The sequence below is a fragment of the Mucilaginibacter sp. A3364 genome (genome assembly GCF_059690715.1).
Genome location: NZ_JCAWED010000001.1, coordinates 2,415,026 through 2,430,133 on the forward strand (window position 1 = coordinate 2,415,026; position 15,108 = coordinate 2,430,133).

The window sequence follows — 15,108 nt, forward strand, 5'->3', positions numbered from 1 at the left end:
CTAATATCTACCATTCCATCACCACCTTCACCCCTTCCGGGCTATTGTCAAAATTCAACAGGCTGGTTTTGGTTACTTCGTCCCATTCTGTTCTTACCCATTTCAAATCCGAGCCATCGGCGCCTGTCACTTTTATATTTTTAGGCTCAACGGGCAATAACACGCGCATGGCATTAACCGTATTTAGCGGGCTTTTAGCTATAAACGAATAACCTTTGGCACTTACCTGTTCATCGTACACACGGGCGGCTGTGGCTATAACCTGCGGTTTTTGCGGGTTTGGTGCTTTTGCTACGTTGTATAAATAGCTTTGTTCTCCCGGGTTTACTTTCTTTTCGGTAACAACCGGCAGCGTAGGGTCAAACAGGTCTATAAACTTGCCTTTAATGGTATAGGGTTGGTTGTTTACACCTTCGTCCAGTACAGAAATGATCTCGAACGGGCCACGGTTTAAATAGAAACTGTTTTTATAAACCACTTTTTTACCATAGGCTTGCTGGTAAAGCGCCTCCACCTTTTGGCGCAGTATACCGTCGCGGTCGCTTTCCATTACGTACTCTTTCGGGTCCTGGCGGATGATGCAGATCTTGCCTTTGCCTACGGTGTAAGTGCCCGCTTTGGGGTTTCTGCCGATGCCCAGTTTCTCAAACAGGTCGTCAGCCGGGCATTTATAGGTTTTGCCATCTTTGTTCCACCATTCCTGTACGGTTTGGAATGGATCATCATCCCTTCCCGAATACACAATAATACCACCGTTACGCACCCATTTAGCCAGATCCTTATGCGGTGCTTCGCTTAAGGGCTTCATGTTAGCGTATGACATGAGCAGGATGCGCGTGTCGGCCAGTGCCTTGGCATATCCGGTGTTTTCCAGGTGTACGATATCTACCGGCACACCTCTTTTCAGGAAAGGCATCGCCTCGCCAAAGAAGTTTGACAACAGCGGATCCATCAACTTATTGTTGGTTGGATACCTGTGGAACATCCCCGAACTCTCATAAAAATTTGAGAAATACGGGTTTGCCCAAGCCTTGCCATCATCATGCGTTGGCAGGCGCTGAAACATCATGCTGTTACCCATCAACACACTAATACCTTGCGTACCTGATACTTTGTTAGGCGACGTTTTGATATCGTTCAAAGAATTGATCATCACCAGTAACTGCGTTGAGTATGTTTTAGGCATACCGGCACGCTCGTTACTGGTGCGACTGGTAAAATACCGGCCATCAAACACCCTGTCCGGCCACGGCATTACCTCATAGTTATCAATATCCGAGTATAGCAGTTCGGCGGTGAACGTGGTTTGGTAATTATGTTTATAATCGGCCCAATCGCGCCGGGTATCTTCTACCGGGTCGTTCTCAAAAAACAGTTTGCGGTTGGTGGGAACGGTCATGCTGCGCATGCATCCGTATTCTAAAAAGGCGGTCTCAAAACTGCGTTCTTTGGCTATGCCGTTAAAGTAATTGGGTTCGCGGGCCGTACCTGTCCATGACTGTACAATGTAGCCATCCACACAATCCAGCGAAGCCAACGAAGCCTCAGGACTTACAATTTCCCACATGGAATAATTGATGAGCGAGTGCGTAGGCACATAGCAGCGCACGTTGATGCCTTTGCTTTTACCATACTCCTTAGCATAGGTAAAGGCCTCCTTCAAAGCCCGGTAATACAGGTGGTATTTTAATTTGTTGGAGAGATAAGTGTTCTCTGCCGACTCATGCTGAGGCCGCCAATCAAATCCATAATAATCCTTCCACTCCTTTTTAAATGCGGCACTATAACCTGCACGCGCCCAGTATTCGGGTTCCTCCAAATAAATAGCGTCGATGCCGTTATCAATCACTTTGGTTATGATCTTCTCTTTAAAATATTTCAGGAAGTTCATGGTAGGCACTATGTAGGGCGTGGTTTTGCCGTTGCCATGCCAGATCGTATCGCCGGTCATTTCAACCTGCGCTTCGTCAAAATGGGGTTTACCATCCCATCTGCCTAAAAAATAGTCCTGGTAACCGCCCCAGGCGATGCCCGTCATGAAAGCGGCCTTGTAACCCTTATCGCGCCAGGAATTTACCCGTTGCTCAAAAGTTTGCCCGCGCCCGTCATTAGCGCCATAAACAATGGCTACGTCGGAGCGGAAATCAGTCGTAGGTCGCCATGCAGCGCTGGTTTGGAAAGTTGTTTTCTCTTTACCACTGTTAGGTACCGGTTTTTTAACCTGGGCCTTACTTAAAGCAGGCGCCAAACAAAAAATGACCAGCCCTAAACGGCTGATCATTTTAAATGTATAGTTGCTGTTGAACATCTATGTAATATTATTTCAGATCATATTTCTTTTCCATCCAGGCGTAGCGGGCCAGTATCTCTAACATACCGCCTTGCTCCACCAGGTTTTGCGCACCTTTTTTATCTTTAAATACGCCCATTTCGTTCTTCTCGTTGGCGATGGCATAATCCAGGCATTTTTTGAAACCTTTAATGTACTTGGTGTCTTTATTCACATTCAGCAAATGTTGGTAAGCACGCAACAATACCGCATTGAACCAATAACCGTCACGGAATTTCTCGCCGCCGTAGAAGAACTGCAATGAGCTATCGGCAATCGCGTTAGCTTCATCCAGGTATTTTTTGTCTTTGGTGATCTCGTACAGGTAAACATATGATTCAAGCATCGTACCTGTGTTGTAGGAGAAGGTTGCTTTACCAATACGGTTATCGCCTTTGGTGCGGATATTATCCCAGTACAACTTATCAGGGCGTTGTAGTTTGGAGTTTGTCCAGTTTACAATTTTGATAGCGGTATCTAAATAAGCTTTCTTTTTAGTAGCCAGGTACATTTGCAGGGCTACCAAAGCGCCCGGACCATTTGAACAGGTATTCTTTGAACCTGTGTCGCCTTCTTTCCAGTAGATGCCGCCGCCTAGAACCTGGTCATAACCGGTCATCATAAAATCGTACATCATTTTGCCTAATGTGTAGTGGCTATTTTTTCCTGTCCGCGCAAAAGCGTCGAGCGAGGTAATGCCTATCCATTGGTTATCATCATAATAACGTTCGCCGGGTTTAAGTTTCATAATGTAGTCTGAAAATCCGGGTGCAGGTTTTGCGGGGTCGTAATAGTTATAGATATTTCTATGCAAAGGCCCCATCATATCAACCTTTGGATCCAACTTCTCGATCTCGTTAGCCGCCTGGTACATGGCACAAAGCGACCACAGGTAACTATAGGCACGCAGGTAGCCATTTTTCACTTCGCGCTGCGCGGAATCAAGCACTACAAAATAGTAACCCGATTTTTTATCGTAGAAGTTTTTTTGTATAGCGGCTTGCAGCGATTTACGTTCCTGGTTATAAAAGCCATCGCCTTTGCCCTGTGCCATTGCCGAAAACGACATTACAGCCAAAGCCAGCACCACCAATATGCGTTTGGTATTAAATATCATAAGTATTGTATTTAAAATTGGTTATTAATCTATCGCTAAAACTGCAAATTATTTCGCAATTTTTATGTTTTGTATCGTTATTGTTGTGCAATCGATACCGTTACCGATATATCATTTTAATGGTGGGACGGTTTTTAGAAAACTATAGCAAAGTCCCCTTACTGGCGTGGTAAATAAAGTAAGCGTTCAGGATCGCGTAAAGCCCTAACAACACCTGCGCTGCAATGAAATCAAAGCGGCGGGCGCGCTCGATTTGTTCGCGCTTGATTAACCTGAGGGATATAGCTGTAGAGATAATAACCAGCATAATAAACAGCAAGGTAAGCCCGTGTAAAGTATCAACCAAAGTAAAGGCCGTCGACTCAGGTAATGCCGAATCTATGATATACTTATTACCAATAACCGCGAACAAGGCGCCCACGCTCAAGCCGAAACGAGAATCAATACTATCGGTGTGGATATAAAAGCACATGTAGGCGATAATAAAAGCCACGTACATGCCCAAAAACATTTTCCAGAAAAGGCCCATGGCATCCCTGTCAATCTGCAGGCGCATTTTAAAGTTGCTGTATTCTACATGCGGTTTGGTAAGGCTTTCGTCTCCGAAGGTAGTTTCGTAAGCCTTAACACCAGTAGAAATATTAAGACTATCGATATACCATCCACGCAGGGTAAAGCGCGGGTCGAAATGTTTGCCGGGCGTATCGGCTTTAAAAACTAAAGCGTCTTTATCAAATTGTGAGTTTTCTATGGAGAAGCGCAGTTTCTGCCTGTCGAACGGAAAGTTATCTATCGCCCATGAATCTTTCATTACGCAATCCAGCTTCATCAGCATATAAATTTTACCGCCTGTGGAGTCGACAGTAGAAAAGGATTGCGTTACCGTTTTGGCCTGCGGTATTTCCAGGTTATGCAGAAAGTCGAAATCTTTGTTTTTGTACTTAAGCCACAGCCATAGGTTTATGGTGTATTCCTTGTCTTTAAAATTGATGTCGTGTATACTGGTAATATAAACGCCGGTAGTAACCGTATCCGGTGCCTGTGCCGATGCAGTTTTAAGGGTACACAGCATCACTAATAAAAGCAAAACAAGGTTGAGTTTCACGCAGTAAAATTTACAAATTATTAAGCATAACTCAAAAGCTGTAAATATGTTTGATTTTGCTTGAACGTAAAAAAGCCGGCGCAATGGCCGGCTTTTATGGATTTAAAAATTAAGCTACCTTACTTAGGCAGCAATATGCCATTTATACCGTTTACAATGCCATTGGCACCCACCAGGTCGTACAAAACAACCTCGGCAGTGTTGCCAGCCGCATCGGCTATTTGCAGCGTTTTTTTAGGGCTTACAGATAAAGTTAATTGCTGACCTGTAAGCGTTGTAACCGTGGCCTTGCCTTTACCGGCGCTTAGGGCTTTAATAATATCGGCTTTGCCGTATTTACCATTAACAACATGGCCTTTTAAAATGATGGCCAGTTTTTCGGGATCTTTCATCAAACTATCCAGTTTACCGGCTGGCAGGTTACCAAAAGTATTATTATGCGGCGCGAAGATGGTATAAGGGCCGCCTGTTTTTAAGGTAGCTTCCAGGTTGGCTGCTTTTACGGCCTGTGCGGCCGATGAATAGTCGGCGTTGCTGTTTAGCGCGCCAACTACATCAGTGGCAGCGGTGGCGGTATCGGCGGTTGAGGGTTTTGTTGTGGTTGTTGCTTTTTTGGTCGTATCGGTTTGTGCAAACGACTGGCTTGCAGTTAAACCTAGCAGGGTTACAGCTATAACTAAAATTGACTTCTTCATTTTACTTTGTTAAATAAATTACTCTATTAATTAAGTATAGCTATGTCTTATATCTGCTCCGTTTCTGTTAAGTTTTAATTGATGTGTTATGTATTAAACTACAATAATGGGGCCATTATTGTTTGGGGGAAGGCGGTTTTTGGTGCTTTAGTGGCTTAAAAACGGCTGTCATTTCGACGAGGTACGAGGAGAAATCTTATACAAGCGCATGACTACGAGCATGATGTATAAGATTTCTCGCTAGCGCTCGAAATGACATCGTGGTGAAAGATGTAAACTACAAATTTAATTTCCCCTGGTAATAATCCAGGATCTTTGTCCTCACCATATAATCATACTTAGCGTTAATGAGGTTAACATTGGCGCGGTCCAGGTTACCTTTTACTACCAAAAATTCTACAGAATTTAGCGCGCCTGCGTTAAAACGGGTTTCGGCAATGCGGAAGGATTCGGTAAAGGCCGCCGACTGTTGTTGTAGTACCTGGTAACGCTCAAAAGCGGAGGTCATGTTAGCGTATGCCTGGTCGACATTTACTTTTAGTTGTACCTGGTTTGCCTGCTCGGCAAAACGTTGGGTTTGGAGGTTAATTTTAGCCAGAGTTATTTTGTTACGATTCTGGAAGTAGTTCAATATCGGGATACTCAAACCTATGCTGACATTGGTACGATAGTTATTACGGAACTGGTCGCTGTAGCTGATGTTTTGGTTGGCATAGTTAGCCTGCATCTCGTAAACGGTTTGCCGGCCACCCGGCGTTTGTATAAACTGATTCGTAGCTACCGCGCTCGAATCGCGAAAGATTGACCGCTGTGCCACGCTTGAATAGTTTGTGTTCAATCCGCCGGATAAAACCAGTGATGGATATAACGAGCCTTTAGCCGCGGCTACGCCCTTTTCGGCACTTTCGCGGCGTAGGGCACCCGCCTTGATAAGCGCGAAGTTTTCCATAGCGGTATTGTAAATTTGGTCGGCGCTTTGATTGTAGGCCTGCGTGCCGTCGGTTAACTGCCGCTGAAATTTGATATTGCTTTTATAGGTAACGTTCATCAGTTGCAACAGGTTAAGTTTGGCCAGTTGCAGCGTGTTGCGGGCATTGATCACGTTTAACTGGTCGGTAGCCAGCTGACCTTTCAGATCAAACATTTGGGCAGGTGATACCGCACCTTCCTTATCCAGCACTTCGGTACGTTCGGTTTGCTTTTGCGATACCTGGGCCTGCGTATTGGCCTGCGAAAGCTGATCTTCGGCACTTAATACCTGCAGGTAGCCCACGATTAAATTAAGCGTAAGGTTATTTTTTGCCTGCTCAAAATCCATTTCGCCGGCCTGGAATGCCAGTTTGGTTTGCTTGATGCTATTTTGCAGCTGCAAACCGCTTGACAGTATTAAACTGCTATTTAAGCCATAATTGGCAGAGGTAACGGGCTGGTTTACGTAACTATTGGTAAAGGGGTTAATGCTCCTACCCTCGCTAATGCTGTGGTCAACCGAACCATTTAGCGTTGGCAGCAAATTTTCGCGCGCCTGTTGCCAGTAAATGCGACTGGCTTCCATCTGGGCCTCGGTTTGTTTGATTACCAGGTTATTTTTAACGCCGATATCAATACATTGCTGCAGAGTTAAAACGGTATCGGTTATTTGCTGCGCGAAGGTAGTTTTTCCTGACATCAGCAACATTAGCACTAAAACAGCTACCCTGTTTATCTTTCTAAACATCTTAAACATTTTTTGATGATTCAACAGCACCATCCAACAGGTTAATAATGCGCGTACCGTATTCGGCGTTCTTCTCTGAGTGGGTAACCTGTATAATGGTCATGCCCTCTTCCTTATTCAGTTTCCTGAAAAGCTCCATGATCTCTTCTCCTTGCTTGGAGTTTAAGTTACCCGTAGGCTCATCCGCCAGTAACAACTTTGGCTTTACAATTAAAGCACGGGCTATGCCTACCAATTGCTGTTGCCCGCCGGATAACTGCGATGGGAACAGATCTTTTTTTCCTACTATCTGGAAACGATCCAACATATCGCCCACCAAAGCTTTACGCTCAGACGATTTGATATCGTGATATAAAAGCGGCGTTTCAATATTCTCATACACATTCAGCTCATCAATTAAATGATAAGCCTGGAAAACGAAACCAATGTTTTGCTTATACAATGCTGAGCGTTGTTTTTCTTTAAGTTGATGCACGGCCTGGTTCAAGAAATAGTGGTAACCATCCGAAGGTTCATCCAGCATACCGATGATATTTAACAGCGTTGATTTGCCCGAGCCCGATGGGCCCATGATGGATACAAATTCGCCTTCGTCAATATCCAGGCTGATGTTGTTAAGCACCGTAACCTTGTTGCCGCCGGTGTGATAGTATTTAGATATATTTTTGAGTGATAACATGTGGTATATGTAAATATGTTGTTTACGTATTGTTATACAGCAATACCATACCAAACAAATAAAGCATTGATTATAAGAATTTTAAGTTAAAAACAAGGCTAAAAACCTGTTCGCTAACGCAACAGCAAGTGTTCGGTTTTGATACAGTTTTTAAAGTCAATAGTCCATGGACATAGTCGATGGTTTTAACAACCTACCCTACTATGAACCATGGACTATGGTCTATCGACTATGGGCTCTCCTTATTCGCTCCGTAAACTTTTTATAGGATTGGCCATAGCCGCTTTGAAAGACTGAAAGCTGATGGTTACAAAAGCTATTACCAACGCTACCATAGCCGCAAGCGCAAATACCCACCAGTTTAAATCTATGCGGTAGGCAAATTTTTGCAGCCATATATTCATGCAGTAATAACCAATAGGTATCGCTATCAGCGCCGCTATAACAACCGGTTTCAGCATGTCTTTTGATAGCAGCAGCAATATGCTATTTACCGATGAACCCAAAACCTTGCGCACGCCTATCTCTTTGGTGCGTTTAGCGGCCGTGAACGATGCCAGGCCGAATAGCCCCAAACAAGCTATAAATATAGCCAAACCCGAAAATATGCTAAGTATGGTTTGCTGGCGCATATCGGCTCGGTATGCGGTGTCAAACTTATCATCCAAAAACTGGTATTCGAAAGGATATACCGGGGCCACTTTCTTGTATTCGGTTTGTATGGCGGCCAGTGTTGCCGGTATATTGCCTGCCTTTATTTTAACCATAATAACCCTTCTATCCGTGCCCGGTGATATCACAAGGCCATCCATGCTTTCTTTAAGCGACATGAAGTTAAAATCCTCAATCACACCCACAATTTTACGTTGCAGCGAGTCGCGCACCGGGTTTTTAACCCATTTACCTATGGCTTGCTGAGGCGTGAAGCCAAACTTCTGAGCAGCCGAACGGTTGATGATCACGGACTGGGCCGTATCTGTACCAAACTGTGCCGAAAAATCGCGACCGGCAATGATCTTCAAGCCAAGCGTTTTTACAAACTCAAAATCGGCAAATTCGGTGCGGGTTTTAATAATATCACGCTGCCCCTCAACTTCATGGCCTTGCACATCAAAAAAGCCGCCCGGCTCGCCTGATGCTGCTACTACAGATAGTACATTGCTATTATATTTCAGATCATCTCTAAACACTTTGCGCTGCCTGAAAATATCATTGTTATCTATTTTAATTACTACTATCTGCTCTTTATTATAGCCAAGCTGCTTGCTTTTTACGTAGTTCATTTGCTTCATGATAACGATGGTACCGATGATAAGTATCACCGATATGCCAAACTGTACCACTACTAACGATTGCCTTAAAAACACGCCACCCTTACCTAAGCGCAACTTTCCTTTTAACGATTGGATCGGCGAGAAAGCTGAAAGGAAAAACGCGGGATAACTGCCGGCCAAAAAGCCTACGACAAGCACCACACCTACTAAAAACAAATAAATAGGCCAGCTATTCCATGATACGGTCAGACTATAGCCCAAAAGCTCGTTGTAATAAGGCATCAGCAACAGCAGCAAACCCACAGAAAGCACGCATGATATCAGCGCCAGCAATACAGATTCGCCGATGAACTGCACTATTAAATGATCGCGCAAGGCGCCAAGCACTTTACGCAGGCCTACTTCTTTTGAACGCTCAACCGCGATGATGGTTGAGAGGTTCATGAAGTTAATACAGGCTATCAGCATTATTAATACGGCTATGGAAAGGAAGATGAATACCACTGATTTATCACCATGCCTAACATTGTCAAATGCCGACGAGCGTTCAAAATAAATATCGTTTAAAGGAGTTAGTGAGAGGTCAAAATGGGCACCCATGCGGGCCATATCCCTGCCCATATATTTTTGCATAAAGGCGGGGAATTGCTTTTCTAGCCTGGCCTTATCGGTATGTTCGTTTAACAAAACATAGGTAAACAGGCCGTTGTTTATCCAAACATTGAAACCGGGATTACTGGAGAAATTAGCTATCGGCATCACCATATCAAAATTCAGGTGCGAATTTGAGGGTACATTTTTAGCTATTCCAGTAACTTTTAGCTGCAGCTCTTTATCCATGGTAATTACCTTACCAATTGCGTTATCCACGCTACCAAAGTATTTTTCGGCGGTGTTAACGGTTAGCACTACGCTATTGGGTTTGGTTAATACATCGGCCGCATTACCCTTTACCAGTGGGAAGGTAAACAGGCTAAAAAAACCGGGATCGGTAGCGTAAATATCTTTCTCATTAAATGCTTTATCGCCAAAAGTTACCAGGGCATTCATGGGCGATACGCGTACGGCTTCCTTAATATCTGCAGGATAATCATTTAATAAAGCCGGCCCGTACGGGCCTGATAGGTAAGGCACCAACGGCTTTGTAGGATCATACCCACGCATAACACGGTAAATATTTTTGCCTTTAGTTTGAAACTTATCCACGCTAAACTCATTCATGATATACAGGAAAATCATGAGGCACACGGTAATGCCGATGGTTAAACCCAGGATATGAATAAGCGAGAAAGCTTTACGCTTGTAAAGGTTTCGCCAGGCTATTTTGATATAATTCTTAAGCATGATGTTGGTGATTTATGGAGATGAATTATTCGCTTCGTAAACTTTTAACGGGATTGGCCAGGGCTGCTTTAATGGCCTGGAAACTTATAGTGAGTAATGTAATGGCAACCGCGCCAAAAGCAGCCGCGATAAACACTGCCGGACCAATGGTTGTACGGTACTGGTATTTAACCAGCCAACCCTGCAACAGGTAATAAGCCACCGGCGAGGCGATGAGGCAGCTAATGAGCACCAGCATCACAAAATCGGTTGATAGTAATACCCAAACCTGCGTTATTGATGCACCGAGCACTTTGCGTATACCAATCTCTTTGGTGCGTTGCTCGGCTACATAAGCTGCCAACCCGAACAAGCCTAAGCATGATATAAATATGGCTAATGAGGCAAATACGCCCGCCAGTTTACCTACCAGTAACTCCAGGGCAAACTTATCGTTATAGGCATCATCCGCGAAGCGATAGCTAAACGGATAAGCCGGGTTATACTTATCAAATATTTGCTGTATGTGCTTAAGTGATGCCTGCACGTTAACGCCGGCTTTTAACTGATAGATGGTGTAGTTGCCACGATAATGGTGACTGAATATAGCTGCCTCTACCGGTGTATAAGGTGATTCCATCAGCGCGTTCTTTACCACGCCAATAATTTCGACACCGCTATCGGGGCCACCGTTCCACGCTAACTTTTGGCCTATAGGGTTTTTAAGTCCCATGCGTTGCACTGCTGCTTCGTTTACCAGTACTTTGTTGCTATCCTGCTCCCAGGTGCCGGTAAAGTCGTGCCCTTGCAAAATGTCCATGCCTACGGTTTTAAAATAGCCTTCGGATACGCGGACGGTAGCTATGTTTATACTTTCTTCATCAGCCGGTTTATTGGGCCAGTTTTTAACGGTGGTATGCTGATAAATATCGGTAACCGGGCCATGGGCGCGGGCCACGCTGTTCATTAAACCGGTTTGCAACAGATCGTTCTTTAGAGCATCATAATTTTTGTTCAGATCCTCGCTCATGTCTGTCATCACCACACGGTTAACATTATAACCTATGGGGCGTTCTTTAACATGCTGTATTTGCTGGTAGATAATAGCTGTGCTGATGATCAATGCCACCGAACAGCTAAATTGTGCCACCACCAAAACCTTGCGCGGCAAAGTAGCCGCCCGGCCAACCTGTATAGTGCTTTTTAAAACCTTAACCGGGTTAAATGATGACAGATAAAAAGCCGGCCTGCTACCCGCCAATAAACCGGTAAACAAAACATACCCAAGCATAATAGCCCAAAACACAGGGTTAGTGAAAGGTATGCTCACCAAACTGCCCGTAAGCGTGTTAAATGATGGCAGGGCCAACTGCACCATAATAACAGCCAATACAAACGACAGGAAAGCCATCAGTATAGATTCGGTTAAAAACTGAAGTACCAGGTCGCTTTTTAGCGAGCCCATGGCTTTGCGTACACCAACCTCGCGGGCACGTTTTTCTGAGCGGGCGGTACTCAGGTTCATAAAATTAATGCAGGCTATCAGCAATACCAAAGCGCCAATAATGCTGAACATGCGCACATAATCTATAAAACCACCTACTACAACGCCGTTTTCATAGGTGCCATACAGGTGCCATTGTGTTAGCGGCTGCATGATCACTTCGGGTTGCGAAGGGCGCATAATTTCGCCGTTGTTCAAAATGATAGGTTTTATTTTGGCTGAGATCTTGGCGTAGTCGACACCCGGTTTCAGCATTGCAAAGGTTTGGAAAGAATTATTCCCCCAGTTGGTGCGCGCCTTTTTTACCCAATCCTGCGTTTGATCATAAAAACTGAAAGGGATCAGATACTTAAATGTAAAGGATGAGTTTGAGGGAAGATCCTTAAGCACAGCAGTCACCTTTACGTTATGCACGTTATCTATCTTAACTATTTTCCCTATCGGATCAGCATCGTTAAAAAGTGCTTTAGCTGTTGATGCGGTTAACACAATAGAAAAAGGATCCTTTAAAGCCGAAGCAGCGTTACCGCCCAGCATCGGGAACTGAAACATCTTCAAAAAATCTGAACCAACAGCCGGGCCCTCCATAAATAACTTCTTATCGCCTACTACCAGGCCGTGAGAATCATCCCATCCGGCTTCGGCTATATATTCAAATTCGGGATAGTCTTTTTTCAGCACATCCGATATGGGAAGCGACAGGGAGTTTTGCGTATGCTTGCCCGCGTGCTTGCTGGTAAAATTAACTTTCACCTGGTACAGGCGGTCGGCATCGGGCAGGAAACGATCATACGAGTATTCGTTAAAAACCCATAAGCCTATCAACAAAGCAACCGCCATACCAACGGCAAGGCCAATAATATTCAATGCACTGTAGGCTTTGCTTTTAACTAAGTTTCGCCAGGCTATTTTTAAATAATTTTTTATCATAACAGGTAGATCTTGATGTACGATGTTATTCGCTTCGTAAACTTTTAACCGGGTTGGCTATTGCCGCTTTAATACTTTGAAAGCTGATGGTAAACAGCGCTATACAAACAGATAGCACCGCAACTAATACAAACACCCCGGCGCTAATATCAATACGGAAGGCGAAACCCTGCAGCCATTTGTTCATAGCGTACCAGGCCAATGGCCAGGCAAGCAGGTTGGCTATTACTACCAATTTTAAAAAATGTCCTGATAGCAGCAATACTATGTTTTGTACCGTTGCACCTAAAACTTTGCGCACGCCAATTTCTTTTATCCGCTTCTCGGCCGAATATGATGCCAGGCCAAATAAGCCGAGACACGATATCACGATAGCTAAACCGGCCAGCACGCTTACAATTTTGCTTACCTGGCTATCAGCTTTATAAACCTCGTTGAAATGGTCGTCCAGGAACTGGTACTCAAACGGGCGGTCGGGAAAGTTTTTTGTCCAGGTAGCTTTGATAAAGGCAAGTGCCTCGGTGGATTTATTACCATTTATCTTGACAGATAAGTTGCTGAAACCCCATTCATCCTGGTTAACCATAAACATGGTTTCAATTTTATGATGCAAGGAGTTAAAGTTGAAATTGTGCGATATGCCGGTAATGTAACCCAGCGAGTCGTTACCAAATTGTTGCCCGATTAATGAGGATAGCGGCGTGTTTTTTGGCTGATCTTTTAACAACTCATGCGCCAGTTCTTCGTTGATAATATATTCTCGGCCATTGGCTGATTTTTCGGAAGAAAAATCCTTCCCTTCCAACATTTTAATATTGAAAAGCTTGAGGTAATTATCATCAACAACTAACTGCGTTAGGGCAAGCTCCTTCTGTGGGCCGTTTTTAGGTTTATAAATTACCCCTGTTTGATCAAGGTGACTACCCAAAATATCCTGCGCAGCAGTAACACCTGTAATAAGCGAGTTGCTTAATAACTCATCGCGCAATACTTTGTATTTATCGCTGGTGTTGCCATCAAGCGGTACGGTAACCACCTGTTCACGCGTAAAACCGGGATCTTGCTTTTGCATAAAGCGTAGTTGTTTAACCACAAACACGGTAGCTATCATTAAAAACACCGCGCTGGTAAATTGGCCAACAACTAACACATTGCGGAAAGTGCCTTTGCTTTCGCCGCCATCCCGGCCGCCTTTAAGTACTTTTATAGGGTTGAACGAGGAAAGATAAATAGCCGGGTAGATACCCGATACCACACCCACCAACACTGTAAAACCAACCAATACCAAGGCCAGTAACGGGCTGTTCAGAAAGTTTAGCTGCAATTGCCTGCCACTTAAATTATTTACAAAAGGCAAAGCTGCCCAAACCAGTAACACAGCAAAACCGAGCGCAATAAGCGACAGCAATATCGTTTCGCCTAAAAACTGCACAGCCAATTCAGACTTACCCGCACCTATTGATTTACGCACACCAACCTCTTTAGCCCTTTCGGCCGATCGGGCGGTGGATAGGTTCATGAAATTAATGCAGGCTATGGTTAATACAATAAATGCGATGATAGCAAACAGGTTGGTTGATTTTTCGTCGAACTTCTGATAGTTAATATAGTCAAGCCCTATATCTGTGGCTTTGGCATGTACATCTTTCAAAGGCAGAAAAAACAACTCGTAAAACTTCGTGATATCTTTTCTTCCCGAATATTTTAGCATGTAGGCGGGTAGCTTACTTTCCAGGCTGCGGGCATCTACCCCATCAATCATTTCAACGTAAGTATCCAGCCAGTTACCGCCCCAACGGTTCATCCATGGTTTGTAAGTGCTGCTAAATGAGAAAGCAGCATCAAATTGCATTTGCGAGTTTTGGGGCACATCGGCCATTATACCGGTAACAGCAAAAGTTAAAGTATCATTACCATAGTGGGTAATAGTTTTACCCATCGGGTCGGCATCGCCAAATATTTTTTTGGCTGACGATTGGGTGAGGATGATGCTGTTGGGTTTCTCGAGCGCGGTTTTGCGGTCGCCTGCCAGCAATTTAAAATCAAATATTTGCAGAAAGGTTGAGTCGACCGCGTAGGCCTGGGGCAAAAACATTCTTTTATCGCCGTTTGTAACCTGGTATTTAGGGTTCCATTTTACACGGGTAAAGTTCTTTATCTGCGGAAACTCATTCTTCAACGTTGGCCCCATCGGGAACATAGACAGCCCCACCTTTTGCGATGATACCATGCCCGGGAAGGTTTGCACCTCGTTTAACCGGTAAATATTTTTAGTATGAAAATCATCAAAGCTCTTTTCATAAAAAACGAACAGCATAATAACAATGCAAGCGGCCATGCCTACGGCGAGCCCCGAAATGTTAAGCGCAGAAAAAACCTTGTTTTTCCAAATGTTGCGCCAGGCAGTTTTTAAATAATTTTTTATCATGCTGAGG

The 15,108-nt window shown here is 44.2% G+C and carries 9 protein-coding genes; all 9 read right to left on the reverse strand.

Annotated features, from left to right (window positions below; genetic code table 11):
• Nucleotides 1-7 precede the first annotated feature (7 nt).
• The 9 genes from AC59JT_RS10855 to AC59JT_RS10895 all read right to left on the reverse strand — a co-directional run bounded on the left by AC59JT_RS10855 (nt 8) and on the right by AC59JT_RS10895 (nt 15,101).
• Nucleotides 8-2,308, reverse strand: coding sequence for a hypothetical protein (locus AC59JT_RS10855; RefSeq protein WP_497398639.1), 2,301 nt, complete (start codon nt 2,306-2,308; stop codon nt 8-10).
• Between the two features lie 10 nt (nt 2,309-2,318).
• On the reverse strand, nt 2,319-3,446 hold the full coding sequence (locus AC59JT_RS10860) for a glycoside hydrolase family 76 protein (RefSeq protein ID WP_497398641.1): 1,128 nt from the start codon (nt 3,444-3,446) through the stop codon (nt 2,319-2,321).
• Nucleotides 3,447-3,588: 142 nt separating this feature from the next.
• Nucleotides 3,589-4,551, reverse strand: coding sequence for a ligand-gated ion channel (locus AC59JT_RS10865; RefSeq protein ID WP_497398643.1), 963 nt, complete (start codon nt 4,549-4,551; stop codon nt 3,589-3,591).
• Between the two features lie 119 nt (nt 4,552-4,670).
• The gene (locus tag AC59JT_RS10870; RefSeq protein WP_497398645.1) at nt 4,671-5,246 is read right to left on the reverse strand and encodes a fasciclin domain-containing protein; all 576 of its coding nucleotides are present in this window, start codon (nt 5,244-5,246) and stop codon (nt 4,671-4,673) included.
• 277 nt (nt 5,247-5,523) lie between these two features.
• On the reverse strand, nt 5,524-6,963 hold the full coding sequence (locus AC59JT_RS10875) for a TolC family protein (protein WP_497398647.1): 1,440 nt from the start codon (nt 6,961-6,963) through the stop codon (nt 5,524-5,526).
• 1 nt (nt 6,964) lies between these two features.
• Nucleotides 6,965-7,642 (reverse strand): ABC transporter ATP-binding protein, encoded by a 678-nt coding sequence (locus AC59JT_RS10880; RefSeq protein WP_497398649.1) that lies wholly within the window; start codon nt 7,640-7,642, stop codon nt 6,965-6,967.
• Nucleotides 7,643-7,884: 242 nt separating this feature from the next.
• Complete coding sequence (locus tag AC59JT_RS10885) at nt 7,885-10,260, reverse strand: ABC transporter permease (protein ID WP_497398651.1); 2,376 nt, start codon at nt 10,258-10,260, stop codon at nt 7,885-7,887.
• A 25-nt stretch (nt 10,261-10,285) separates the two neighbouring features.
• The gene (locus tag AC59JT_RS10890) at nt 10,286-12,673 is read right to left on the reverse strand and encodes an ABC transporter permease (protein WP_497398653.1); all 2,388 of its coding nucleotides are present in this window, start codon (nt 12,671-12,673) and stop codon (nt 10,286-10,288) included.
• 25 nt (nt 12,674-12,698) lie between these two features.
• Complete coding sequence (locus tag AC59JT_RS10895; protein ID WP_497398655.1) at nt 12,699-15,101, reverse strand: ABC transporter permease; 2,403 nt, start codon at nt 15,099-15,101, stop codon at nt 12,699-12,701.
• Nucleotides 15,102-15,108 lie beyond the last annotated feature (7 nt).